General features: G+C 64.4%; 16 protein-coding genes. 12 read left to right on the forward strand and 4 right to left on the reverse strand.

Annotated features, from left to right (window positions below):
* Positions 1-350 precede the first annotated feature (350 nt).
* From HX817_RS30250 to HX817_RS30290, 9 genes are read left to right on the forward strand one after another with little or no spacing between them, the layout of a single operon-like run.
* Positions 351-2,003 carry a (2,3-dihydroxybenzoyl)adenylate synthase gene (locus HX817_RS30250; RefSeq protein WP_177042259.1) on the forward strand — a complete coding sequence of 551 codons (1,653 nt, stop codon included), beginning with the start codon at positions 351-353 and terminating at the stop codon, positions 2,001-2,003.
* Entirely contained in the window at positions 1,996-3,744 is a 1,749-nt protein-coding gene (locus HX817_RS30255) for an ABC transporter ATP-binding protein (RefSeq protein WP_003218426.1), read from the forward strand. Before HX817_RS30250 ends, HX817_RS30255 begins: the two co-directional genes overlap by 8 nt.
* Positions 3,741-5,498, forward strand: a complete 1,758-nt coding sequence (locus HX817_RS30260; RefSeq protein ID WP_003218423.1) for an ABC transporter ATP-binding protein — start codon at positions 3,741-3,743, stop codon at positions 5,496-5,498. Before HX817_RS30255 ends, HX817_RS30260 begins: the two co-directional genes overlap by 4 nt.
* Positions 5,488-8,895 carry a non-ribosomal peptide synthetase gene (locus tag HX817_RS30265; protein ID WP_177042261.1) on the forward strand — a complete coding sequence of 1,136 codons (3,408 nt, stop codon included), beginning with the start codon at positions 5,488-5,490 and terminating at the stop codon, positions 8,893-8,895. The genes HX817_RS30260 and HX817_RS30265 overlap by 11 nt, the downstream gene beginning before the upstream one ends.
* A complete protein-coding gene (locus HX817_RS30270; RefSeq protein WP_177042263.1) occupies positions 8,892-14,315 on the forward strand; it encodes a non-ribosomal peptide synthetase in 5,424 nt (1,807 codons plus the stop codon). The genes HX817_RS30265 and HX817_RS30270 overlap by 4 nt, the downstream gene beginning before the upstream one ends.
* Positions 14,312-15,400 (forward strand): saccharopine dehydrogenase NADP-binding domain-containing protein, encoded by a 1,089-nt coding sequence (locus tag HX817_RS30275; protein ID WP_023658858.1) that lies wholly within the window; start codon positions 14,312-14,314, stop codon positions 15,398-15,400. The genes HX817_RS30270 and HX817_RS30275 overlap by 4 nt, the downstream gene beginning before the upstream one ends.
* Positions 15,397-16,176 (forward strand): thioesterase II family protein, encoded by a 780-nt coding sequence (locus HX817_RS30280; RefSeq protein WP_003218418.1) that lies wholly within the window; start codon positions 15,397-15,399, stop codon positions 16,174-16,176. Before HX817_RS30275 ends, HX817_RS30280 begins: the two co-directional genes overlap by 4 nt.
* Before the next feature lie 12 nt (positions 16,177-16,188).
* Positions 16,189-16,503, forward strand: a complete 315-nt coding sequence (locus HX817_RS30285) for an isochorismate lyase (protein WP_003218417.1) — start codon at positions 16,189-16,191, stop codon at positions 16,501-16,503.
* Positions 16,496-17,905 carry an isochorismate synthase gene (locus HX817_RS30290; protein WP_177042265.1) on the forward strand — a complete coding sequence of 470 codons (1,410 nt, stop codon included), beginning with the start codon at positions 16,496-16,498 and terminating at the stop codon, positions 17,903-17,905. The genes HX817_RS30285 and HX817_RS30290 overlap by 8 nt, the downstream gene beginning before the upstream one ends.
* A 47-nt stretch (positions 17,906-17,952) precedes the next feature.
* Here the strand turns inward: HX817_RS30290 and efeO (HX817_RS30295) are convergent, their stop codons facing one another.
* Genes efeO (HX817_RS30295) through efeU form a run of 4 tightly spaced genes read right to left on the reverse strand, consistent with a single transcriptional unit; the run spans position 17,953 to position 22,182 of the window.
* Positions 17,953-18,771 carry an iron uptake system protein EfeO gene (gene efeO / locus HX817_RS30295; RefSeq protein ID WP_003218415.1) on the reverse strand — a complete coding sequence of 273 codons (819 nt, stop codon included), beginning with the start codon at positions 18,769-18,771 and terminating at the stop codon, positions 17,953-17,955.
* A 27-nt stretch (positions 18,772-18,798) separates the two neighbouring features.
* Positions 18,799-20,106 (reverse strand): iron uptake transporter deferrochelatase/peroxidase subunit, encoded by a 1,308-nt coding sequence (efeB, locus tag HX817_RS30300; RefSeq protein WP_177042267.1) that lies wholly within the window; start codon positions 20,104-20,106, stop codon positions 18,799-18,801.
* A 14-nt stretch (positions 20,107-20,120) separates the two neighbouring features.
* Positions 20,121-21,323 (reverse strand): iron uptake system protein EfeO, encoded by a 1,203-nt coding sequence (gene efeO, locus HX817_RS30305; protein WP_177042269.1) that lies wholly within the window; start codon positions 21,321-21,323, stop codon positions 20,121-20,123.
* Between the two features lie 10 nt (positions 21,324-21,333).
* Entirely contained in the window at positions 21,334-22,182 is an 849-nt protein-coding gene (efeU, locus tag HX817_RS30310) for an iron uptake transporter permease EfeU (RefSeq protein WP_003218412.1), read from the reverse strand.
* A gap of 168 nt (positions 22,183-22,350) precedes the next feature.
* Between efeU and HX817_RS30315 the strand changes: the two genes are divergently transcribed.
* The 3 genes from HX817_RS30315 to HX817_RS31510 all read left to right on the forward strand — a co-directional run bounded on the left by HX817_RS30315 (position 22,351) and on the right by HX817_RS31510 (position 26,763).
* The gene (locus HX817_RS30315) at positions 22,351-23,373 is read left to right on the forward strand and encodes an AraC family transcriptional regulator (RefSeq protein WP_177042270.1); all 1,023 of its coding nucleotides are present in this window, start codon (positions 22,351-22,353) and stop codon (positions 23,371-23,373) included.
* A 189-nt stretch (positions 23,374-23,562) separates the two neighbouring features.
* A complete protein-coding gene (locus HX817_RS30320; RefSeq protein WP_008436222.1) occupies positions 23,563-24,993 on the forward strand; it encodes a glutamate decarboxylase in 1,431 nt (476 codons plus the stop codon).
* A gap of 69 nt (positions 24,994-25,062) precedes the next feature.
* Positions 25,063-26,763: a transporter gene (locus tag HX817_RS31510; protein WP_177042272.1), complete on the forward strand. Its 1,701-nt coding sequence runs from the start codon at positions 25,063-25,065 to the stop codon at positions 26,761-26,763.
* Positions 26,764-26,811: the final 48 nt, after the last annotated feature.

Genomic DNA, 26,811 nt, shown 5'->3' on the forward strand with positions numbered 1-26,811 from the left:
CGGACTCCCTGTGAACCGGAAAAGAGGGGCATACGCTAGCAGGAAATTTCTTACCTGTAATTAAGAATGATTATCCTTTAGCCGAAAGCCCGGACCACGCCTCATCGCTGCAGGCCGCAGAAACTCACGCTGTAGCGCAATCAAAAGAAAAAGCCGCGCAAACGAATGTCCTGCCGGTTGCCGTGCTGCGGCTTTTGACTATTAATAATCACTCTCATTTCCGCAGCCCTTGGCGACTCATGGATGAACCGCTCAATGACCCATTCTCCCTAGCCCTTTTCACCCTTGCCCCGCAGGCCTTTTGTTCACGGCATCGGCCCCTTATTGCCGAAAAAAACTCTGGAGACCCCATGACTATCATTGACGACTGCCCCGATTGGCCCGAAGCGTTTGCCCAACGCTATCGCGACGCAGGCTATTGGTGCGACGAGACCTTTGGCGACCTGCTGCGCAACGCCGCCCGCACCTTTGGCGAGCGTGAAGCGATCACCGATGGAACGCTGCGGGTGAGCTATCGCCAACTGGATCAACGGGTCGATCAACTGGCCGGCGGGTTCTCCCGGCTGGGGTTGGTGGCAGGGGACAACGTGGTGGTGCAACTGCCGAACTGCGTGGGTTTTGTCGAAGTGTGCTTCGCCCTGTATCGCCTCGGCGTACGGCCAATCTTTGCGTTACCGGCCCATCGTCATCTGGAAATCGGCCGCTTCTGCGAGTTTGCCCAGGCCAGGGCATACCTCTGCGCTGACGTCACGGCAGGTTTTGATTATCGGGGCATGGCCCGTGGCTTGAAGGCGGCCCATGGCGACCTTGCGTGGGTGATCGTGGCCGGTGAGGCTGAAGAATTCATCGCGCTCGAAGACCTTTATCTGGACGACCCGCAGCCAACCTTTTCTGCGCCGCCCGCGGATGCCGTCGCGTGTTTCCAGTTGTCCGGTGGCTCCACCGGCGTGCCGAAACTGATCCCGCGTCGCCACAATGAATACCTCTACAACGTGCGGACCAGCGCCGAACGTTGCGGCCTGACCGACGCCACGGTGTACCTCGCCGCGCTGCCCATGGCCCATAACTTTCCCATGTGCTGCCCTGGGTTCATGGGCACCTTGCTGATGGGCGGCCGTGTGGTGCTGAGCGGCTCGCCAAGCGCCGAAACCTGCTTCGCCCTGATCGAGCATGAACGCGTGACCCATACCGCGCTGGTGCCGCCACTGGTGCTGGTCTGGCTGGATGCCGCCCAGGCGCGCGGGCAGGGCCTGCCAGGCTTGCAACTGCTGCAAGTCGGCGGCGCCAAACTGAGCTTCGAGGCTGCCCGCCGCGTGGAACCCACCCTCGGCTGCCGCTTGCAGCAAGTGTTCGGCATGGCCGAGGGGCTGATTTGCTATACCGACCCCAACGACCCACCGCAACGAGTCCTGCACACCCAGGGCAAACCCATGTCCCCGGGCGACGAAATCCGGGTGGTGGACGACAACGAACAGGACGTGATACAGGGCCAGGTCGGCCAATTGCTGACCCGTGGTCCGTACACGATTCGCGGTTACTACCGCCACCCTGCGCACAACGCCCAGGCGTTTACCACTGACGGTTTCTACCGCACCGGCGACCGGGTAATGCTCACCGACGACGGCTACCTGATGGTCGAAGGTCGCGACAAGGACGTGATCAACCGTGGCGGCGAAAAGATCGCCGCCGAAGAAGTCGAAAACCTCCTGCTCAGCCATCCTGCCGTCGCCGATGTGGCCTTGGTGGCGATGCCGGACGCCTACCTCGGCGAACGCACCTGCGCCTTCGTGATTCCCCGTGGCACGGCACCGCGCCCGCCGGAACTGCTGCGCCATCTGCGTGAGCAAGGGTTGGCGGCCTTCAAGCTGCCGGACCGCTTCGAATTTATCCCCGGTTTCCCGCAAACCGGCGTGGGCAAGGTCAGCCGCAAGCACCTGCGGGAGGCTATCCAGCAGCTGTATTTCGGGGCAAAACAACCTGAGGGAAGCGCCGCCCGTGGCTGATCAAGACTCGCTGCGTGAACTGCTCGCGCCTGTACGTGGCCGGTTGATCTGCGCCATGCTGCTGCAAGCCCTGGCGACCCTGATCGGCCTGCTGCCGTTGATCGCGGTGGCGGAGTTGGCGCCGTCGTTGCTGGACGGAAAACTCGATCTGCACGATGGGTTCTGGTGGTTGTTGGCCGGTGCGGGCGCTTTGCTGTTGCGCATGCTCGGGCTGGCTGCCGCCTTGCAGATGACCCACCTGGCCGACAGCGACCTGCAACGCCAGGTTCGCCAACGGCTGGCCGCGCATTTGGCGCGGGTTCCGCTGGCTTGGTTCAGCGCCCGTGGTGGGCAAAAAGTCGACCGTGTTTTGCTCGACGACGTAGGTGCGCTGCATCAACTGGTGGCGCACTTGCCAAACAACCTCGCCGCCGCATTGGTGGCGCCCCTGGCGTGCCTGTTGTACCTGCTGACGGTAAGTGTGCCGATGACCGTTGTGGTGCTGCTGCCTCCAGCGCTGGCGCTGTGGCGACTGCGAGCCTTGCGCTCCCAGGCTTATCGGGATGACCAGAAGGCACTGGGCGCCGCGCTGGGCAACCTGTCCCTGGCCACCCAGCAGTTTGTGCAGAGCATCGCCATGGTCAAGTCATTCGGCCGGGCCGATCGGGTGCAGTCAAAGTTCTTCGGTGCGGTGGAACGTTTCGCCAGTTTCTTTTCCTGCTGGGCCCAACGCTGGGCCGGGCTTGGGGCGAGTGTCGAGGTGCTGCTTTCGCCGTTGCTGGTGCTGGCCCTGGTGCTGTTGGGCGGTGCGTCGCTGGTGGCTGGCGGTTGGCTGATGCCGGTGCAACTGCTGCCGTTCCTGCTGCTGGGGCCGGCCCTGGCAGCGCCGGTCGCGGCCGTCGGGCATGGTGCGGATGCACTGGTGCAGGGCCGCATGGCCGCCAGCCGTATCGCCACCGTGCTCAACAGCGCGACGTTGACGCAACCTCGCGAATCCCGCGAGCCCAAGGGCCGCCAGGTGAGCTTTGAAGGCGTGGACTTTCGCTACCCCGACGGCACGCAGGTGCTGCATGACATTGACCTGGATCTACCGCCCGGCACGCTGACCGCATTGGTGGGCGACTCGGGCGCCGGCAAATCCACCCTGGCCACTTTGCTTGCGCGCTTTGCCGATGTGAGTGCCGGGGCGATCCGCATCGGCGACGTCGACCTGCGGGACATGCACAGCGCCACCTTGTATCGCCAGGTCGCCTTTGTGTTCCAGGATGTGCGCCTGCTGCGCACCAGCGTCCTCGACAACCTGCGCCTGGCGCGCCCCGACGCCACGCAAATCGAGGTGGAAGCCGCCGCCCGGGCCGCGCAGATTCACCAGCGCATCCTCGCGCTGCCCCAGGGGTATCACACCGTCCTCGGAGCCGGCGTGCAACTGTCCGGCGGTGAAGTGCAACGCCTGGGCATTGCCCGGGCGATGCTCAGTGAAGCGCCGATCCTGATTCTCGATGAAGCCACCGCCGCCAGTGATCCTGAATCCGAAGCCGCGATCCAGCAGGCGCTGTCTCGCCTGGCCCGTGCCCGCACGGTGCTGGTAATCGCCCACCGCTTGAGCAGCATCCAGGACGCCGACCAGATCGTCGTGCTGCAAGGCGGGCGGATTGTCGAGCGCGGTACGCATCACGGCTTGCTGGACCAGCAGGGCACTTACGCCGGGCTGTGGGCCGCTGAGCAGTTTTCGGCGGCCGCACTGAAGAGGGCACGGGCATGATTCGCGCGCTGTTACGCAGCCTGCAACCCCGTGAAGCCGGCTTGTTGCGGCGTGCGCTGATGGCGATGGCGTTGAGCGCGTTGGCCCAGGGCGCAGCGTTGGCGTTGTTGCCGATGGCCTTTGCCCAGTGGTTCGGCAACACCACGCCTTGGGCCTGGGCCATCGGTTTCACCGGCATGGCCTTGTTGTGCCTCTGGCTGCGCCGGTATGCCCAGCTGGCGGGCTATCGCGCCGGTGCCGAAGCAGCCCAGGCGTTGAACCGACGCATTGGTGACAAGCTGGTGCAACTGCCGCTGGAATGGTTTGTGGAGCGGCGCAGCGCTGAACTGAATCGCCTGGTGACTCACACCGTGCTGCAAATCATGAGCACCCCGGCGCACCTTTTGCAGCCAATGGCCAATGCGCTGTTGACGCCTTTGGCACTCCTGCTGGCGCTGTTTTTCTACGACCGCTCCATGGCGTTGGCGGCACTGGCCGCGTTGCCGTTGCTGGTGCTGGTGTACCACTGGGGCGTGCGCTGGGGCGGGCAAGCTGAAGCACTGAGCGAAGCCGCAGCCAATGAAGCGGCGGCCCGGGTGATGGAGTTTCTGCGCCAGCAACCGTTGCTGCGCTCCAGCGGGCGCACCGAGCAAGGTTTCGACCTGCTCACCGAGGCCCTGGCCCAGCAGCAACAGGCACAGCGTCACGCCCACTGGCGCACTTTTCCCGCCGCGCTGGGTTTGGCGGTGGTGTTGCAGGCCGGCTACAGCGCCATCCTGTTATGCGGCCTGTATGCCGTGTTGGGTGGCACCCTCGATGCGGCGAAGTTCCTGGCGCTGGCGATTCTCGCCACCTGCCTGGTGGAGCCAATGGGCGCGCTGGTCAACCTCGGTACCACGTTGCGCCAGACCCGCCACGGCTTGAATCGCCTGCGCCACCTGCTGCAGATGCCGGGGTTGCCTGAGCCTCTCGAACCCCAACCTGCCCTGGGTTACGACGTGCAAGTGCGGGACGTAGGACTGGTCCGCCAGGGCCAGGCGATCTTGCAAGGCATCGACTTCACGTTGCAGGAGCGTTCGCTGAACCTGGTGGTGGGGGCGTCCGGCTCCGGCAAGTCCAGCCTGTTGCGCCTGCTGGCGCGCTTCAGCGATGTAAGCAGTGGCGCGATTCACCTCGGCGGTGTCGACCTGCGGCAACTGTCGGCCCTGGCCCGAGATACCCAGGTCGCCTTGATGTTCCAGGACAGCCCGCTGTTGCCGGGCAGCCTGCTGGACAACCTGCTGCTGGGCCGCCCCGACGCCAGCGAAGAGCAATGGCAGCACGCCGCCCGCGCCACCGGCCTCGACCGCCTCGCCGAGCGCCTGCCCCAGGGCTGGCACACCGTGCTGGGCGAGCAGGGCGTCAGCCTGTCCGGCGGCGAGCGCCAATGCCTGGCGTTGTCGCGGGTGTTGCTCAAGGACGCGTCGCTGATCCTGCTGGACGAGCCGACCGCCGCCCTCGATGCCATCAGCGAGGCGCGGGTCAATCGGACCCTGTTGCAACTGGCCCGCCGGCACACGGTGGTGCTGGTCACCCACAAACCGACCTTGGCGCCCCATGCCGACCAGATTCTGCTGCTCGACCACGGCCAGTTGGCCCAGGTCGGCCGCCATGACGCGTTGATGGCCACGCCCGGCCGTTACCGCGAGTTGTTCCACGAGCGCGAAGCGATCAATCGCTGGCGCTTGCGCCCAGACCCTACCGTTCCCCAAAGGACCGTCCCCCATGACCGATAACCCATCACTGGCATGCGTTCATCCTGCACCCGGCGGCCTCGCACACAGCCCCGAGGCGCTGTGCGCCGGTGTCGCGCAGTTGCTCGACTATGCCCCCCAGGACCTGGAGCCCGATGCCTCGCTGATCGAGCAGGGCCTGGACTCGGTGAGCATGATGCGCCTGCCGGCCTTGCTCGCCCGCGAAGGTGTGCAGGTGAGCTTTGCCGAACTGATTGAGCAGCCGACCCTTGAGGCCTGGTGGTTGCTGATCGACCGCCGTCGCGGGCAGGCGACGCACCTCAAGCCCGTCGCCGCCGACAACGATTTCGCCCTCACACCGTTGCAGCAGGCTTATTGGTTTGGTCGCGACCCGGCCATGCCGCTGGGGGGCGTTGGCTGTCACCTGTATCAGGAGCTGGACGGGTATCAGGTCGACGCTCAACGCCTGGAAAGCGCGGTGATGCGCCTGACTCACCGCCATCCCATGCTGCGCGCCTGTTTCCCGAACGCCACTTGCCAGCGCGTGCTGCCGACCAGCCCGTGGCCTGGGTTGACCGTGCATGAACGGCCGGATGAGTTGGCCTTGCGTGAGCGCCTGGCCCACCGCTGCCTGGATGTGCGCCAGGGCGAGGTGTTTGATGTGCAACTCAGCCGCTTGCCCGACGGCCGCAGCCGGGTGCACCTGAACATCGATTTGCTGGTGGCGGACGTCCTGAGTATCAGCGTACTGCTGCGGGATCTGGCGCTGATCTACAGCGGGCAAGAGGCGCAGCTGCCACGTCTGGAATGGGATTTTGCCCACTACCTGGGCGCCACCCGAACCAGCGATGCCGGCGCGCGGGACTACTGGCTGCAACGTCTGGATGACCTGCCCGACGGCCCGCAACTCCCCTTGGCACACGAGCCGCAATCCCTCGGCCCGCCGCGTTTTCGTCGCCTGGCGATGCGCCTCGGCCGCGCGCAGTTGCGAGCCCTGGAAGACCAGGCCCGCCAACACGGCCTGACCCTGGCCAGCGTGCTGTGCTGCGCCTATACCCAAGTGCTGGGCCGCTGGAGCGCCAGCCAGCATTTCCTGTTGAACGTGCCGCTGTTCAACCGCCAGGAGCTGCACCCCTGCGTCCCGCATCTGCTGGCGGATTTTTCCAACCTGGTGCTGCTGGAGATCGACCAGCGCCAGGCGGGTTCTTTCGCGCAGCAGGCGCAAGCCCTGCAACGCCAACTGCACCGCGACATCGCCCACAGCGCCTGGCCTGGTGTGGAAGTGCTGCGTGAGTTGTCCCGCACCCGGCAAGGCGGCGCCCCCGTAGTGTTTGCCTGCAACCTTGGCGAAGCGTTTGTCGACGCCACTTGCCGGCAGCACCTGGGCGAACCGGGCTGGGCCTTGTCGCAAACGCCCCAAGTGTGGCTTGACCACCAGAGCTATCCGCTGCCCGATGGCCTGTTGCTCAACTGGGACGGGGTAGATGCGCTGTTCCCCGAAGGCCTGCTGGACGAAATGTTCACCGCCTATGGCGACCTGCTGGCGTGGCTGTGTACCGGTGACTGGCGCCAACCCGCGCCGCTGCCGTTGCCCCAAGGCCAGCAAGAGGTCCGTGCAGCGGTCAACCACACGCCCTGGGCCTATGACAAAGGCTTGCTGCACGATGGCTTTTTCCAACAGGCGCAGGTGCACCCGCAGCGGGTGGCATTGATCACCGAGGACGCTGAGTTGAGTTACGCCGAGCTGGCGGCCCAGGCCTTGCAAGTGGCAGGTGCCCTGCGCCAGTGGGGGATTGAACCGGGTGATACGGTGGCGATCACCTTGCCCAAAGGCCAGGCGCAAATCGTTGCGGTGCTCGGCATATTGGCGGCGGGCGCGGTGTATGTGCCGGTGGGTATCGAACAGCCGGCAGCCCGTCGCGACATGATCTATCAACGCGCCGGAGCCAAGGTGGTGATCACCGATACGGCCCACCGTGATCGCGGTGTATGGCTGGCGGACTTGCAAGTGGTGGACCTGGCCCAGGCGCGTTCGGCCAGGGCCCTGAAACAACCGATCGAGGTGGCGCCGGACGCACTGGCCTATGTGATTTTTACCTCTGGCACTACCGGCGAACCCAAGGGCGTCGAGGTTTCCCACCAGGCGGCGCTGAACACCGTCGCCGCGATCAACCGGCGTTATCAGGTGGGCGCGGATGACCGTGTGCTCGGGGTTTCCGCCCTCGATTTCGACCTGTCGGTGTACGACCTGTTTGGCCTGCTGAGTGTCGGTGGCGCCGTGGTGCTGCCAGCGGATGCGCGGCGCAAGGAGCCGTCCGAATGGTTGTGGCTGATCCGCCAGCAGCGCGTGACCCTGTGGAACTCGGTACCGGCGTTGCTCGACATGCTGACCCTCAAGGCCCGCGAGCCGAATGCCCTGAGCGGATTACGCCTGGCGATGGTCTCGGGTGACTGGGTCGGGCTGGACCTGCCACGCCGCCTGCGATTGGCAGCCGGCGAAAGCGCCCGGTTCGCCGCTCTCGGCGGCGCCACTGAAGCGGCCATCTGGTCCAACGTCCAGGACGTCGACGAAGTGCCGGCTCACTGGCTCTCGATTCCCTACGGCAAACCCCTGGATAACCAAAGCTTTCGAGTCGTCGACAGCCAGGGCCGCGATTGCCCGGACTGGGTGGCGGGGGAGTTGTGGATCGGCGGCGCCGGGGTTGCCCAGGGCTATCGTGGCCTGCCGCATCTCAGCGCCCAACGCTTCGTCGAGCACGCCGGGCAACGCTGGTACCGCACCGGCGATCAGGGCCGTTATTGGCCCGACGGCAGCCTCGAATTTCTCGGGCGTATGGACCAGCAGGTCAAGGTCCGTGGCTTCCGCATCGAACTCAGTGAGATCGACGTGGCCCTGGAACGCCATCCGGCCGTCAGTCGTGCCGTCACCCTGGTGTTGCCCGGGGCCAACCCGCAGTTGGCAGCAACCCTGATGGGCGACGCGCTGCCGGATGCCGAAGCCATGCGCCAGTGGCTCTGCCAATGGTTGCCGGAACACATGTTGCCGGACCACTGGCTGAACCTCACCGAACTGCCCCTGAGCGCCAACGGCAAGGTCGACCGCGCCGCACTGCTGTGGCTGGTGCAGGAGCAACGCCAGGGCGCCAGACCCGAGCATGAAGACGCGCCTCAAGGCGAAGCCGAACAACTGTTGGCCGGGCTCTGGCGCGAATTGCTCGACATTCCCCTGGTGGGACGCAACCAGGGCTTTTTCGCCCTCGGCGGCAACAGTCTGTTGGCCGCTCGCCTGATCGAACGTATCGCCCGACAGTTCGACGTCGAACTGTCGCTGAAGGACTTTTTCAACGCGGCCACCGTCGCCCGCCAGGCCCAATGGCTTGTCGCCCGACGAGAACAGGACCACGTCAACCGGAACGCAATGGTGGAGGGTGCGCTATGACACTGCAGCAACTGCAACAGGACCTCGAAGCACTGGGTGTGGAACTCTGGGAAGAGCAGGGCCGCCTGCGCTACCGGGCGCCCGCCGGGGTGATGGATGAAGGCCGCCTGCAACAATTGCGCGAACACAAGGACGCGTTGTTGCAGCAATTGATGGAACCGGTGATGCCCACCGTCTCGGCCGACCTGGCTGCCCGCAGCGAACCGTTTCCGCTGACCGACGTGCAGGCCGCTTACCTGATGGGCCGCACCCAGGCATTCAGCTACGGCGGGGTGGCGTGCCACGGTTACCTGGAATTTGAACTCAGGGAACTGGACCCGGCGCGCCTGGAGCAGGCATGGAACCATCTGATTGCGCGTCACGACATGCTGCGGGCGGTGGTGCTGGAAGACGGCTACCAACAAATCCTGCCCCAGGTGCCGCATTACCTGATCGCCCGGCATGACCTGCGCGAAGACGACGGCCGTGCACTGGCCGCTCTGCGCGAACGCATGGAAATTCGCCTGGCGTCGCCCCAGCAGTGGCCGCTGATCGAGTTGTGCGTCAGCCAGGGCCGTGAACATGCGCGCCTGCATCTCTCAGTGGATCTGCTGGTGTGCGACTACCAGAGCGTGCGCATGCTGTTGGCCGAGTTGCAGCAGGTCTATCGTGGCGAAGCCTTGCCGCCGGCGGCGCCCATCAGTTTTCGCGACTACGTACTGGGCGAGCGCCGGTTGCGGGAACAGCCGCGTTACCAGCGTGACCGCCAGTACTGGTGGGCGCGGGTCGACAGCCTGCCCGGTGCTCCGGAATTGCCCATGCAGGGCGCTCCCAGCGGACCGCGTTTCGAGCGCCGCGCCCTGAACCTGGAGGCCCGGGATTTCAACGCCCTGCGCCTGAATGCAGCGGCGGCCGGCGTGGGTGCGTCGGCGGCGATTCTTTCCTGCTATGCCGAAACCCTGGGGCGCTGGAGCCGCAAGGGGCATTTCTGCTTGAGCCTGACCTTGCTCAATCGCCTGTCGCTGCACCCGCAGGTCGATCGGCTGGTGGGGGATTTCAGCTCGGTGGAATTGCTGGAAGTCCAGACCCTGCAAGGCGGCAGCTTTGGTGAACGCAGCCAGCAGTTGCAGGAGCGACTGTGGCAAGACATGGACCACCGCCTGTGTTCCGGCATTGAAGTACTGCGCGAACTGGCGCGGCGCAAAGGCCGTGATGCGGCCTTGATGCCCTATGCCTTCACCAGCACCCTGGGCGCCGGTGGCGAAAGTGGCGGCGGGGCATTTATGCCCGGCGCAGAACTGGTGCACGGCATCAGCCAGACCCCGCAAGTGTTGATTGATTGCCAGGTCAGCGAGCGCGACAACGGCCTGTTCATCAATTGGGACATTCGCCAGGGCGTGTTCAATGAGGCCATGCTGGAAGCGATGTTCGACACCTTCGAACGTCTGCTCAAGCGCTTGGCGCGGGAGCCTTCGGCCTGGACCCTGGACGATTGCCTTGAACTGCCGGCACCCCAGCGACTGGTGCGGGAGTTGATCAACCAGACGGCGCAGCCGATTCCCCCAGGCTTGCTGCATGAACCGTTCTTTCGCCAGGCCCGGGCGCAACCCCAACGTGTCGCCCTGATCCAGGGCGCGCGACAGCTCACTTACGCGCAACTCGCCGCCCGTGCCGAGGCGATTGCCGAGCAGTTACTGGATGGCGGTTGCCAGCCCGGCGAGCGGGTCGCGGTATGCATGGAAAAAGGCATCGACCAGGTGGTCGGTGTACTCGGGATCTTGCGGGCCGGCGCGGCGTACCTGCCGCTGGACACTAATCAGCCGATGGCGCGGCGCGCGTTGATTCTTGAGAACGCCGAGGTCAGCCGGGTGCTCAGCCAGTCGTGGTTGAGCGAGGACGTGGCCTGGCCCGCCCAGGTGACCCAGTGCATACCCGTTGATCAGGCCGCAGCCAGTGCCGGACGTGAACTGCCGGCGCCGCAGGTGACACCGCAACAACTTGCCTACGTGATCTACACCTCCGGCTCCACCGGGATTCCGAAGGGTGTGATGATCAGTCACCAGGCGGCCCTCAACACGGTGGTGGATATCAATCAGCGCTTCGCCATCGGCGCCGAAGACCGGGTACTCGCCTTGGCCAGCCTGGGCTTCGACCTCTCGGTGTACGACATCTTCGGCCTGCTGGCCGTAGGTGGCGCCCTGGTGTTGCCCGACGCCGGACGCCGCGCCGACCCGTCCCACTGGGCCGAGTGCGCCCGCGAGCACGGTGTGACCCTGTGGAACTCGGTGCCCGCGCAGTTGCAGATGCTTGCCCATTACCTGCAAGCCGTGCCGGCCGCGGCACCTCAGAGCCTGCGCCTGGCCTTGCTGTCCGGCGACTGGATCCCGCTGAACCTGCCCGCCGAAATCGCTGCGTTGTTGCCTGAGCTGCAACTGATCAGCCTGGGCGGCGCCACAGAAGCGGCGATCTGGTCGATTGCCTATCCAATCACCGAGGTGGACGCACAATGGCGCAGCATTCCCTACGGCGCGCCGCTGGCCAATCAACGCTTCATGGTGCTCGACGAACAAGGCCGCGATCGCCCGCAAGGCGTTGCCGGTGAGCTGTACATCGCCGGCACGGGGTTGGCCATGGGGTACCTGGGGGACGCGGAGAAAACCGCCGAGCGTTTTATCGAGCATGCCCACAGCGGCGAGCGGCTGTACCGCACCGGCGACCTGGGGCGCTACCTCGAAAGCGGATTGATCGAGTTCCTTGGCCGTGAGGATTTCCAGGTCAAGGTTCGCGGGCATCGCATCGAGTTGGCGGAAGTCGAAAGTGCCTTGCTCAGTCATCCTCATGTCGAATCGGCCGTGGTGGTCGCTGCGGGCGAGGGCGCGTTCGAGCGGCGTTTGCAGGCCTGCGTGCGCGGGACTTTGCGTGATACTCCACTGCCTTGGCCGGCCCGGTTGGCACCCAACGCCTTGGCGGCGGCTAACGGCGTGAAAGGCCAACTGACGGAAGCGCTGATCACGCAGATGTCCGATTGCGTCGAGCGTGCCGCGTTGCTCTCCATGGGCCTGGCCCTGCAACGCCCGGGACTGTTTGATCAACCGGGCGTCGAGCACGACCTGGCCCAGATCATGAGCCTGTGCGAAGTGGCGCCACGCAACGAACGGCTGATCCGCCGCTGGCTGCAAGCGCTGCATCGCGAACAACTGGTAGACCGCAACCCAGGCACCGGCGCCTATTCGTCACTGCGGGTCTCGGGTGCTGAATACCGTCAGCTGTGGCAGCGCATCGAGGCGCTGGAACCGAGTGTGGGCTGGGGCGGTGAAGTGCTGCGCTACCTGCGGGAAAGCCAGGAGCAATTGCCTGCCCTGATGAGCGACCGGCTCGACCCGTTGCACTTGCTGTTTCCCGAAGGCCGTACCGACACCGCCGAAGGCGCCTATCGCAAGAACCTGATCAGCCAGTACCTGAACCAGGCGGTGTGTGCGGCGGTGCAGGAAATCGCCGCACTGCAACCGGCGGGCTGGCGTCTGCAGTTGCTGGAAATCGGCGCAGGCGTGGGCGGCACCAGTGCCGACCTGATTCCGGCCCTGGACGGCTTGGCAGTGGACTACCAGTTCACCGACCTGTCGCAGTTTTTCCTCAACGAAGCGCGGGAGCATTTCGTCGAGTTTCCGTGGGTCAGCTACGGGCTGTTTGACCTGAACCTCGACCACTGGGCCCAAGGCATCGCCGCCAACTCCCTGGATGTGATTCTGTGTGCCAACGTGCTGCACAACTCGCGGCATGCCAGCCAGGTACTCGCCCGGCTGCGGGAAATGCTCGCCCCCGGCGGCTGGCTGATCTTTATCGAAGCCACCCGCGACACCTACCAGATCATGGCGTCCATGGAGTTCAAGGAGGGCCTGACCGCGTTCGAGGATTTCCGCGCCGAGCAGGACACCACGTTCATCCGCCGCGAGCAGTGGCAGCAACTGTTGCAGGAAGCCGGCGCGCAGACGCCGCTGTGCATGCCGGCAGCTGACGATGCGATGTCACAGATCGGCCAGCACCTGTTCATCACGCGCTTCAAGACCGAGCGCCAGACCCTTGAGCCGGAGGCGTTGCGCGCGCATCTGGGCCAGCGCCTGCCGGATTACATGGTACCCACCGAGTGGCGGGTACTGGATGAAATGCCGCTGACGGTCAACGGCAAAGTCGACCGCCAGGCGTTGGCCAACCTCGGCATGGCCCAGGCCACGCAACAGGCCAACAGCGGGGCTGCACCGCTGGATGCGCTGGAGCGCAGTATCGCAGAGGTCTGGCAAACCCTGTTGCGGGTGCCCAGGGTGGGCCGTGAACAGGGCTTCTTTGAGTTGGGCGGTGATTCATTGCTGGTGGCGCAGGTGGTTGGTCGCCTGCGGGAAAGCCTGCCCCAGGCCCGTAACGTGCCCTGGGGGGATTTGCTGCGCCAGTTGATCAACCAGCCCACCGTTGCGGCCCTGGCGGATTACCTGCGGGGGCAGGGCAGCGAGAGCCTGTCGCCGCTGGTGCGGATTCGTGAGGAGGCGCAAGGCCCGGCGCGGATCTTTGTCCATGATGGCAGCGGCACCCTGGCACCGTATCGCGCGCTGTTTGCTGCACTCGGGGAAGAAGCGCCACTGGAGGGGCTGGTGCTCAATGATGTACCGGGTTACCTGGCTCTGGCACCGGCTACGGCGATTCGTGAACTGGCCGAGCGTTATGCCGACACCTTGCACGCCGAAGGCCGGCGCCAGGTGAGCATCGTCGGTTATTGCCTCGGCGGGTTGCTGGCGACGGAGCTGGCGTCATGCCTCGCGGCGAGGGACATCGAGGTGCTGCAACTGACAGTGATCAGCAGCTACCGCGTGCCGTTCATGATCGAGGATGACCTGCTGGCGGAGTACGTGTTCGCCCGCGTGATGCAGGCCGACCCGCACACCCTGGGTTACCCGGTGGATGAACAGGCGATGGAGCGGGCGATTGCCAAGGTGCTGCGCCAAACTCCGGGCCGCGTGCCCCAAGGTGCGTTGCTGGCGCTGCAGGATGAGCCCGACTGTGCCACGGCCCTGGCCTGCCTGCGGGCCCTGGCATCCAAGTCGGCAGATGAGCGCTTGCAGGCAATTGCAGACGCGATGCGCCACGCCGGCTCGCAACTGAGCGACCTGGACTGGCTGCGCGAGCAACTGCAGGTGCTGCGCCACAGCCTGGCCGCCGTCGCCTTGCATCAGGCCACGCCTTACGACGGTGACATGGTGTTTATCCGCCAGTGCGGTGAAGTCCAGGTACTGCCCGGCATGCACCGCGACATGAGCCAATACTGGCAGGCCCTGTGCCTTGGCGAATTGCAGGTGGTGGACGTGCCGGGCGACCACTTCAGCTGCATGCAGAGCCCCCAGGTCGAAGCCGTGGCCCGCGCGTTCGAACGGCTGGCGCAGGTGGCGGCGTGAGAGTCGGGATTGTAGGCGGCTATGGGCATGTCGGTCGGCAGGTTGCGCGGGTGCTGGTCGGTCATTGCCGCTTGCGCCTGGGCGGTCGCGACCCTGGGCAAGGGCAGCGTTTTAACGACGGCGAGTTGAACGGGCAGGCCGAGATCCGTGAAGTGGACCTGTGGGACGCCCAAAGCCTGGCGGCGTTTTGCAGCGGCTGCGACCTGCTGATCAATTGCGCGGGCCCCAGCTACCAGGTGCTCGACCGGGTGGCGCTGGCCGCTTTGGCCAGTGGCGCCGATTACATCGATGTCGGCGGCGATGATCCGCTGCATCAGCTGCTGCCCGCTCAGTTGCCGCCGGGTCGTCGTGTGGTGTTATCAGCCGGCATGTTGCCCGGGCTGTCGGGGTTGTTTCCCAAGGTGCTTGCGGCGTCGTTCGAGCGCGTCGATGCCGTGCATTGCTATGCCGTCGGACTTGGGCGGTTGTCGACAACGGCGGCCGAGGACTTTCTATTGAGCCTCGGCAACGGCTATGGCCAGGCCTCGATGGGCTGGTGCGATGGCCGTGCAATCAAGTCCGCCGTACTCGTCGATGAACACTTCGAGCGGCCCTGGCTGGTGGGCGGTCCCGTAACGGCCCACCCGTATCTAACCACTGAGCAACAGCGCTTGTTTACTGACTTGCGGGTGCGCGAAGCCCAGGCCTACAACCTGTTCGACGGCGGCCACCTGCGGGCCGCACTCGGGCGCATTCAGGGCTCGCCACCGGCTCTGCGACACACGGCAGAGAACATTGCCGCCCTGGTACAGGCCAGTGCGCTGGACCTGGCAGGGCGCACGCCTTACCAGTTGCTCGCAGTCGAAATGGCAGGCCTGCAACACGGCGAACCGCAGCAGGCCACCGCCTGGTTGCGTGCCGCCGACGGCTCGGCGTTGACCGGCACAGTGGCGGCAATCTGCGCCCTGCAACTGGCCAAACTGCCCGAAGGCACGCACTACGCTGCCCAGGTGATGGACGCCGATGACTGCTTGCGCCAGGTGCTGCGCTGGTTGCCGCAGACCCGGATCCACGTCACCACTGAACTGGAGGAGGGCGTGTTATGAAGAAAATCCCCAGCCCATGGCTGCGACGTTACCCGCAGCATCAAACGCCGCGTTGCCGATTGGTCTGCCTGCCCCACGCCGGCGGCAGCGCGGGATTTTTCAGCGGTTGGCAGGCACTGTTGCCGGCTGACATCGAACTGGTCAGCGTGCAATACCCCGGCCGCGAAGAGCGCCTGAGTGAAACCTGGCCCGGCAGCCTGGAATGGATGGCGGGCACTATTACCCGGGCGCTGTGGGACCTGTCCGACCGGCCGCTGGTGCTGTTCGGCCACAGCATGGGTGCGGCGCTGGCCTATGAGGTGACGCGGCGCCTGAACCGCCAGGGCAAGGACCTGCAACGGCTGATCGTCTCCGCCCATCCGGCCCCTCACCGGCAACGTCACAGCCAATTGCACCAGGGCCCGGATGCCGGTCTGCTGGCGGATGTGCGGCGCCTGTCGGGTGGTGCGCCATCACCCCTGGACGAACCCGAGATGCAGGCACTTTACCTGCCCGCATTGCGCAATGATTACCGCCTGATCGAAAACTACTGCGGCGATATCAGCGAGCTGCTGGACGTGCCCGTGAGCGTATGCCTGGGCAGCACCGACCGCGAAGTCGATCGGGAGGAAGCCCATGCCTGGTCGGAAGTGACGCGCCAGGTCACCGACTTTCGAACCTTCAACGGCGGGCATTTTTACCTGCGCGACAGCCAGGCCGACCTGATCGAGCACCTGGAACTGTTGCTGGGCAGCCCCGCCGAACCGGCGTGGCAGTGCTGGCCGTCGACCCCATGACCGGAGAATCCTATGAAAACACCTGAGCAGTGCAGCGGGCTGGAAGACGTCCGCCTGGGTATCGACACGTTGGACGAACAGATCATCCGCGCTCTCGGCCAGCGGTTGGCCTATGTGAAAGCTGCGGCGCAGTTCAAGCCTGACGAAGCCAGCATCGCCGCCCCCGAGCGGGTGGCCGCCATGCTGCCCCATCGCCGCCGCTGGGCCGAGCGCGAAGGGTTGGACCCGATGTTCGTGGTCCCGCTGTTTGCGCAGATCATCCAATGGAATATCGACCAGCAAGTGCGCCACTGGCGCCAGCAGCATCAAGGAGCGGAGCATGAGTGAACGTCTGCCGGGATTGCTTCAGGCGCTGACCGAGGGCGAACGCCTGGCGCGCGAGAAGGGCGGCGCAGTGCTGGTGGTGTTCAGCCTGGCCTCGGAGCGCCTGGACCCGCTGCGGTTATTTGCCGCCAACCGCCAGGTACTCGGGCAAAGCCTGTTCTGGTCAAGTGACCGGGGCGCACTGGCCATGGCCGGCTTTGGTTGTACCGAGGAAATCAGCCCCGGGGCCGATGACCGCTTCAACGCCAGTGCCCTGGCGTGGCAGGCGTTGCTCAGCCAGGCCCATCAGGTGGGGCCGCGCCAGCCGTTGCTGTGTGGCGGCTTTGCGTTTGACCCGAAGGGCCCACGCTCGCTCAAATGGCAGTCATTCGCCGCCACCTCCCTGGTGCTGCCGCGCATCCTGCTGCTGCGGGAAGCCGAGCAACATCATGTGATCTTCAGCCAGTGGCTGGAGCCCGGGGCGGACGCGGTGCGTTGCGCCCAGAGCCTGGAAACCCAGTGGACGTTGCTTCTGTCCCGCTACGCCAGTGCGCCACGCCAGGAGATTCCCCTCGGCACACCGAGCGACGAAAACACCATCAGCGCGCAGCAATGGCAAGACACCGTGGCGACGGCCGTGCAGCGCATCAACGCCGGCGACCTGCGCAAGGTGGTGCTGGCCCGCGAAGTGCGGTTGACCACCTCACGGACGATCCCCTGTGGCCCGCTGCTGGAAAACCTCAAGGCGGCCTATCCCCAGGCGTACCTGTTTGCGTTCAGCCGTGGTGACAGCTGCTTTCTCGGCGCAACGCCGGAGCGGCTGGTGCGGGTGACTCGTGGCACGCTGAACACGGTGGCGTTGGCCGGTACTTGCCCGCGTGGTCGTCACGAGCAGCACGATGCCGAACTTGGCCAGGCCTTGATGGACAGCCCCAAGGACCGCCACGAACACACCCTGGTGGTTCAAACCCTGCGCGAAGCATTGCAGCCCTATTGCGCGATGCTCGACATTGCCAGCCAGCCGCAGTTGCACCGGCTGGCCAACGTGCAGCACCTGTTGACGCCGGTGATGGGCCGCTTGCATCCCCAGGTGCAATTGCTGCAACTGGTGCAGGCCCTGCACCCGACGCCGGCGGTGGGTGGCTTGCCGCGACGTGAGGCGATGGCCTATATCCGAGAGCACGAGCAGCTCGACCGTGGCTGGTACGCAGCGCCAGTGGGCTGGATGAATGCGCAGGGTGATGGTGAATTTGCCGTGGCGTTGCGCTCGGCGTTGATCAGAGGCTGTGAGGCGTACCTGTTCGCCGGCTGCGGCATTGTCGCCGAGTCGGATCCCGGGAGTGAGTACGAGGAAACGTGCTTGAAGCTGCGGACTATCCGCGATGCCTTGCGGCCTTCGGACGGAGTGCAGGTGGCGTCAGCCTGAGGAAGGCTCTCGCCCGGCAGGCCGGGCGAGAGCATGCAGCGTCTGGATCAGTTCAAGCCAAGCTTGCCACGCAGTGTGGACAGGTCTTCCGCCAGGGTATTGACCGGGCCAACCAGGGCTTTGCGGTCGGCTTCCTTGACCTTGTCGTAGGTCTCGAAACCGCCATCCTTGGTTTTGTACTTGGCCAGGATCTTGTCCACGGTGGCGAAGTTCTTGTCGACTTTGGCAACGAAGGCCTTGTCTTGCTTCTCGATCTGCGGACGGAACAGGTCGACGATTTTCTTCGCGCCGTCGATGTTGCCCTGGAAGTCATACAGGTCGGTGTGGCTGTAGCGGTCTTCTTCACCGGAGATCTTGGTCGCGGCGACTTCTTCCAGCAGGGCAGCAGCACCACCGACGACTTTTTCCGGCGGGAAGGTCAGGCCGTCCACGCGGGTTTTCAGGTCCAGTACGTCGCTGTTGAGCTTGTCCGCCAGGGCGTCGAGGCCTTTGGTGGTGTTCTCGGAGAACAGGCTGTACTCGATGCGGTGGAAGCCGGTGAAGTCTTCGGCTTTCACGCCTTTCTCGTGGTCGTCCACGCGGGAGTCGATGGAGGCGTCGAGGTCGCTGAACAGTTCGGCGATCGGCTCGATCGACTCATAGTGCACGCGGGTTGGCGCGTACAGCTTCTTGGCGGTGGCCAGGTCGCCTTTTTTCACGGCGTCGGTGAACGCCTGGGTCTGGGTGACCAGCTCGCCGATTTCTTCGGTGACGTAAATCTTGTAGTCCGACACCGGCCCTACCAGATCCAGCGGCGCGGTGGCGGCGAAGGCGGCCAGCGGCGAAAGGCTCATTAACAACGACAATGCGAGAGACGACTTCTTCATGGGACGATTTCCGCTCTGGGGTTTGTTTTAGGTTTTGGCAGTGGTTTGTGGATGTGTCGCATCAAGCAGCGTGCGCCCGATGAAATCCTGGGCCCCGGTGACGCCTGGCAAGGTGAAGAAGTAACCGCCGCCAACCGGCTTCAGGTATTCCTCCAGAGGCTCGCCGTTGAGCCGGGTTTGCACGCTGATAAAGCCTTTCTCCAGGTCAGCCTGGTAGCAGATGAACAACAGCCCCATGTCCAGCTGACCGTTTTTGTTGACGCCGTTGGAGTAGTTGAACGGCCGGCGCAGGATCAGGTTGGCCTGGGTCTGTGCAGTACGCGGGTTGGCCAGGCGGATGTGGGCATCGAGCTTGGTCAACTTGCCTTCCGGGTCCTTGCTGTAGTCCGGGACCTGGGTTTCTTTCTGGCCATCCATGGGCGCGCCACTGGTCTTGATCCGGCCAATGATGCTTTCTTGCTCTTGCAGCGGGGTGCGGTCCCAGCGTTCGACGAAGTTGCGGATGATCCGCACCGCCTGGTAGCTGCCGTTGGCGGTCCAGGCCGGTTCGTCGCTGCCTGGCTGGACCCACACAATCTGATCCATCGCCTTGTTGTCGTTGGAGTTCGGGTTGGCCGAACCGTCGCGAAAACCGAGGAAGTTGCGCGCGCTTTGCGCCGGCTCGCCGGGGCGGGCAGGGGCCTGGGGCGGCACGCTGCCTTCCTGCTTCCAGCGCACCAGCAGCAGGTCCGGCAGGTTTTTCACGATATCGCGCAGGGCGTGGATATTGGTGTCCGGGGTGTTAGAGCTGAACTGCAGGCTCAGGTCGCCGTGGCACTGCGCCGGTTCCAGTGCATCGTTGGGGAAACCGACCATGCGGATCAGGCGCTTGGGCTTGGCCGCGGCCAGGCCGAAGCGTTCGTCGAACAGCGACTCGCCCACCGATACGGTGATGGTCAGGTTGTCCGGTGTCACCACCGGGCCGAGGATGCCGGAGTCGGTGGGGGGCAGTTTCGGGTCGACTTGCACCACGGTGCCGCCGGTCATCAGGAATGCGATGCGCTCGTTCAGGGTGCGGAACAGCCGCTCCAGGTCCTCGCGGTCGCTGGCCAACACGTCGAATGACACCAACATGCCGCAGGCCGGGCGCGGAGTGACGATGCCGGTCTGGTGCTTGCCATGGAAATCGTGGTGGTCCTGGGTCTTTTCACTGCTTGGCGCGGTGGTCACCTGTGCCGCCGCGTTGGCAGCCATTGCCGGGCAGCTCAGGCTGCTGCCGGCAATGGCCGCGCCAGTGGCGGCCATACCCAGCAATACACGACGACGCTGGGCGGAAAATTGTTCTGAATCACTCATGTCTACGGTCGTCTTCACTTCAGGCCGGAAAGGCCAAGGGCGGGGTCGATTCCATCGAGTGCAACGGCCAGAGCCTTGGCCTTGTCGGCGATCTGCTTGCGCTGATCGGCGGTAACGCTGTCATACGAGGCGTAGCGGCCATCGACTTTCAAACCGTTGAGTTCGGCATCGAGGGCGGTGATCGCGCTGTCGATCCCCGGCAGCAATTGCGCGGCAGATTTGGTCAGCAGCGGGCGCATCAGGTCGACCACTTTGCGGGCGGCGTCCAGGTTGGCGGCGAAGCCGTTGAGGTCGGTATGGCTGTAGCGTTCTTCCTCACCGCTGGCGGCACGTACGTCGGCCAGGCTGTTGAGGTTGCGCACCACGATGCTCACCAGTTGCTCCGGCGGCAGCGACTGGGCCAGCAGCTGTTGCTTGAGGCTGGTGACGTCGGTGACCAGGCGCTGGGCAATCGGCGCCAGGCCGTCGAGATTGCGTTGCTGGAACAGGCCGTATTCGAGACGGTGGAAGCCGCTGAAGGCCGGGTCCTGCTCGCGCTTTTCAAAGTAGTCGGCGCGGGCGTTGATCGCGTTGTCCAGTTCCGCCAGGCGTTGCGAGGCCGGGGCCAGGCGCTGGTAAGCCTCGCGGGCCGGTACGTAAAGCGCCTGGGCCTGGGCGAGGTCGCCGGCTTCGATGGCTTGGTCCAGCGCGGTAACGGCCTTGACCAGGGCGCTACCCTGGCTGCTCAGGTACACGCGGAACTCCGACAGCGGGCCGATAAACGCGACCATCGACGGCTTGGCCTTGGCTTGGGCGTCAGACTCGGCAGTCGGTGTCACCTTCAAGGTGCCACGCGGGTTGCTCAGCAGGCCGCAGGTGATCTGGTAGTCGCCGGGCAGCAGGTTGGCGTTGATCACCTGGCTCAGGCCCGGGGCGATGTTCTCGCGCTCTTCGACCACCAGCACGCCGTCGAGGATTTCCCATTCCACGGCACGGTCCGAGCGGTTGATGATGCGGAAGCTGGCGCGTCCGGCCGGTACCGTCAGCGCATTCGGCTCGCAGCTGTGGGCGTGGATGGTGACGGCGATTTCATCGTGGTTGGCCTGGCGCTTGGAGGCGGCCAGTTGCGAGGCGTAGTAGAACAGGCCACCGGCGGCGATCATCACGACCACCGAGCCGCCCACCGCCCAGCGCAAGGCGCGGGAGGGCGGAGCCGGTTGAGGGGTTTGGTTGGACAAGAGGCGGTCCTTACTGGCTGGAAACGGAAGAGGTTGTGCGGGTAGCCGGCTTGCTCGGCGGCGCCGGCAGGAAGAACATCACCAGGGCCACCACCAGGTAAATCAGGTAGGCACCGAGGGTGCTGATGGTCGGGGCGTCCTGATAGCCGAACATGCCGGCCAGCACCGAGCCCAGCGGGCCATCCATCGGCAGCGTCGCGCTGAAATCGAACAGTACGGTTTGCAGGTGGTTCCATACCCCGGCTTCGTGCAGGGCTTGTACCGAGTTGGCGAGGATGCCGGCGGCCACCACCAGGATGAACAGGCCGGTCCAGCGGAAGAACGCACCGAGGTTCAGGCGCATGCTGCCGGTGTAGATCAGGAAGCCGACGATGATCGCCAGGATCAGGCCGAGCAGGGCGCCAATCGGCGCGCCCGGACCTTCGCTTTGCTGGAACACGGCCAGCAGGAAGAACACGGTTTCCAGGCCTTCACGGGCCACGGCGAAAAACACCATGGCAATCAGTGCGGTGACCTGGTGTTTGGAGCCGGCCAGGGCATGATCGAGGGATTCATGCAGGGAATGCTTGATGGAACGCGCGACCTTGCGCATCCAGAACACCATGGAGCTGAGAATGCCCACGGCCACCAGGCCGACGATGCCTTCGAACAGTTCCTGTTGTTTCTGCGGGAATTCGGCACTCACCAGTTCCAGGCCACCGCCGACCAGCAGCGCGAGGGCCGCTGCCAGAAATACGCCGATCCACACTGCGGGCATGTACTGGCCACGGCCAGTTTGCTTGAGGTAGCTGGCAATAATGCCAACGATCAAGGCGGCTTCTATGCCTTCGCGCAGCATGATTAAAAAGGGAACAAGCATTCGGCACCGAATCGTCACTAGATAGGATGCTAAGTTGTAACATAATGATACTCATTACTAAACAGGGAATATTGACCTTTACTGAACCTTGACTGAACGGTGGTGGCAAACCGCATCCGACACTAGAATGCGCGGCATCGTCCCAGCCACCGGATTGCGCCATTCCCCATGTCGGAAAAAGACACGATTTCCATCCAACTGGTCCGCGAAGCCCTGTTGCAGAGCTGTGCGCCGGGTGCGGCGACCGATGAAGTGTTGACCAAGGTCGGGATTGATCCAGCACTGCTGGGCCAGCCAACCGCACGCGTCCCGGCAACCGCTTACGCACGCTTATGGCGGTTGCTGGCACGGCGAATGGACGATGAATTCTTTGGCATGGACCCGCGCAAGCTCAAATCCGGCAGCCTGGAGTTCCTCTGCCGGGCCTCCATGGCACAACCGAGCCTGGCCACTGCGATGGAAACCGGCCTGGGGTTCCTGTCACTGATGCTCGAGCGCCTGCCGGCGCAACTGGTTCGCCAGCAGAGCCTGGCGGAAATCGTCCTGTTGGAGCCGGAGCCCGCACCCAGGCGCGCCTTCACCTATTTCGCCTACTGGATGATCGTCCACGGCGTCGCCTGCTGGCTGGCGGGGCGCCGGATCCCGATCCTGGCGATTGAACTGCGTTGCCCGCAGCCGGACTTCTGCGACGACTACCAGGTGATGTTTTCCGACAACTTGCGCTTTGACCGGCCGCGTACCCGGATGATCTTTTCCGCCGACTGCCTCGACCTGCCGATCAAGCGCAGCCCGGAGGAGCTCAAGCGCTTCCTGGCCCATGCGCCCGCCAACATCCTGGTCAAATACCGCGACCCGGACAGCCTTGCCACCCGCATCAAGACCGACCTGCGGCACATGCCTGCCGACACCTGGCCGGAAACCGAAGGCCTGGCCGCATCCCTGTGCATCTCGGCCTCGACCCTGCGCCGGCGCCTGGCGGAAGAAGGGCAGACCTACCAGGGCCTCAAGGACAGCGTGCGCAAGGAGTTGGCGATCGTCTGGCTGGCCGATTCCGACATCAGCTTTGCCGAGATCGCCACCCGCCTGGGGTTTGCCGATGCCAGCTCGTTCTACAAGGCGTTTCGCAAGTGGTCGGGCTCCAACCCCGGGCACTATCGCAGCCTGATATTGAACGAAGCACTGAGCCAGTAGGTCACTGCCAGGCACCCCCGGCACGTCTGCCTGCTTATCCACGCCTTTAATGATCTGGGTCACTTTCCTGCGCCGCCGTGCGTGTGATATTCGGCGCCACCGCTCCATCGTTCGTTTCCTGACGCAGCCTGATCGGCATTTGTCGCGATCAACGTCTACGCCATTTCCCTCATTCAAGAGCAGGATTTCATGGCACTTCACAGAACCGTAGAGACCCAGGACCAAGCCATCGAAGACGTCTATTCGAGTGGCTCCGCCCAGCACAAACTGCCCAAATACCGCCTCCCGGACCACTCGACCACGCCGTCGGCCGCCTACAACCTGGTGCGCGACGAACTGCTGCTGGACGGCAATTCCCGGCAAAACCTGGCGACTTTCTGCACCACCTGGGTCGAGCCCGAAGTGCAGCAGTTGATGGCCGATGCCCTCGACAAAAACATGATCGACAAGGATGAGTACCCGCAGACGGCCGAGATCGAAAACCGTTGCGTGCACATCATTGCCGACCTGTGGCACGCGCCGAAATCGTGGCAAACCGTGGGTTGCTCCACCACCGGTTCCAGCGAAGCGGCGATGCTTGGCGGCCTGGCACTGAAGTGGAGCTGGAAGAAACGCCGGGAAGCGGCGGGGCTGCCCACCGACAAACCGAATTTCGTGTGCGGCCCGGTGCAGATCTGCTGGAAGAAATTCGCCCGTTATTTCGATGTGGAAATTCGCGAAGTGCCGTTGCGCGGTGACGCATTGGGCCTGCGCCCGGCCGACCTGCGGGAATATTGCGACGAAAACACCATCGGTGTCGTCGCGACCCTGGGCGTGACCTTCACCGGGATCTACGAACCGGTCGCAGCCCTGGCGGCCGAGCTGGACTCGATGCAACGTGACCTCGGCCTGGATATCCCGATCCATGTCGACGCGGCGAGCGGCGGGTTTATCGCCCCGTTCATCCAGCAAGAGCTGCAATGGGATTTTGTCATCGAGCGCGTCAAGTCCATCAACGCTTCCGGCCACAAGTACGGCCTGGCGCCGCTGGGCGTCGGCTGGGTTATCTGGCGCTCCACCGAAGACTTGCCGGAAGAGTTGATCTTCTACGTCGACTACCTGGGCGGCAACATGGCGACCTTTGCCCTGAACTTCAGCCGGCCCGGCGGTGAAATCATCGCCCAGTACTACAACTTCCTGCGGCTGGGGCGCGACGGCTACACGCGGATTCAACAAGCGTGCTCCGACACGGCGCAATGGCTGGCCTCGGAAATCACCAAGTTTGCCCCGCTGGAACTGGTGTACGACGGCAAGGATGGGCTGCCGGCGGTCTGCTACAAGCTCAAGGACGGCGTCGACCACGGCTTCAGCCTCTACGACCTGTCGGAGCGCGTGCGCATGCGCGGCTGGCAGATCGCGTCATACCCGTTGCCGTCCGATCGGCAGAACGTCGTGGTACAGCGCATCCTGGTACGGCATGGCGTGAGCCGTGACCTGGTGGCGTTGCTGCTGGAAGACCTGCGCAAGGCCGTTGCCCACCTGCAGAAAAACCCGGTGGAGCATTCCGACGCGGGCCCCAGCTTCAGCCATGGCGCCATCGCCGACCCGGTCATCCCGGCCGACACCCCGAACCTCGACTGAACGCACTGAACACCCGCCGGGCCTCGAGGCCCGGTGCCTTTAGCGTTGCATCGCCAGGTACGAATCATCGTGACTGCCTTCTTTACTTTCCTGCACGACAACCCCTACATCCTGCTGTTCCTGGTGGTTGGCCTGTCCGTCTGGGTCGGGCGCGGCACCATCAAGGGTTATGGCCTGGGCGCGGTGGCCGGGGCCATCGTGATCGGCTGCGCGATTGCGACGTGGGCGTCTTACTACGGCGTGCATTTCGAACTCGATAACTTTACCAAGAGCCTGTTTTATTACCTGTTCATGTACGGCGTCGGGCTGCGGGTCGGGCCTTCGTTCATCAACAGTCTCAAGGGTGATGGCCTGAAATTCACCTTCCTGGCGATCCTGTCCTCGTTCCTCGGGCTGGGTATCGTGGTGCTCGGCGTGCGGCTGTTATCCCTGCCGGTGGGCGCGGCGGGCGGGATTCTTGCCGGTTCGCAAACCATGTCGGCGGCGATTGGCTCCGCCGAACAGGCGATTACCTCGGGCGTGGTGCCGCTGCCACCGGGCACCACGGCGGCGGCGGCCACCGCGATGATCGCGCTGTCTTACGGCATCACCTATATCTGGGGCACGGTCGGCATCATCCTGATCTGCAAATACCTGCCGCGCTGGTGGGGTGTGGATGCGCGCAAGGCGGCCAAGGCATTCGAGGTGGAGCACGGTGTGCCGAACGTCGACGATGCCGGGCTCAGTGGGTATCGGCCGTTTGACCTGCGGGCCTATCGCCTGGTGAACCCGGAGCTGGTGGGGCAGAGCATCGCGCAGTTTCGCCAGCGCTTTGCGTTGTACCAGATCGAGAACGTCGAGCGTGGTGAAGAGTTGCTGGGGGCTGATCCGACGCTGGTGTTGCAGCTGGGCGATGTGATCGCCCTGGGCGGCAGCCTGGATGCGCTGACCGATCACATGGGCCTGATCGGGCCGGAAGTACCGGATGCCCGGGCGTTGAATATACCGCTGGATGAGGCGGTGATTCTGGTGACCCACAAGGATGCCGTGGGCAGGGCGCTCAAGGAATTCAGCCAGTCGCCGATTGCCGGGCAGGTGCAGTTGGTGGGGATTGAGCGGGGTGGTGCGCCGGTTCCGGTGGGGCTGGAAACGCGGTTGCAGCGCCTGGATGTGATGCACTTGATTGGCTTGCGCAGTGCCATCGACAAGGCCACGGCGTTGCTGGGCAAGGCGGGGCGGGCGAGTACGGCGACGGATTTGCTGACGCTGTCGCTGGGTATGGTGCTGGGGTTGTTGATCGGGCTGATTCAGGTGCCGGCGTTCGGTGCGGCGGTGGGGCTGGGCAATGCGGGCGGGTTGCTGGTGTCGGGGATTATCGTCTCGTCGCTGGTGTCGCGGGTGCGGTTTTTCGGCAATACACCGAATGCGGCGCGCAACATTCTCGAGGACATGGGGTTGATATTCTTTGTCGCGATTGTGGGGGTGAATGCGGGGGCTAACCTGGTTTCGCAGATTAGCGCGATCATTGCGTTGAAGATCTTTTTGCTTGGGTTCGTGGCTTGTACGATTCCACCGTTTATTGTTTGGGCTGTGGGTTTTCATGTGTTCAAGATCAACCCGGCGATTCTCATGGGCGGTGTTGCGGGGGCGCGGAGTCACTCGGGGCCGGCGCGGGAGGCGGCCAAGGAAATTGATAGTACGGTGCCGTGGATTGGGTTTCCGGTGGCGTATGCGGTGTCGGGGATTTTGCTCACGGTGTTTGGGTATTTTGCCATGGTGCTGGCGCGGTAGCTGTATTGGGTACATATCCGTTGCTGCGGTAACGGCCACTTATGGTTC

This window comes from Pseudomonas sp. C6002 (assembly GCF_013385805.1).
Taxonomy (GTDB): Bacteria; Pseudomonadota; Gammaproteobacteria; order Pseudomonadales; family Pseudomonadaceae; genus Aquipseudomonas.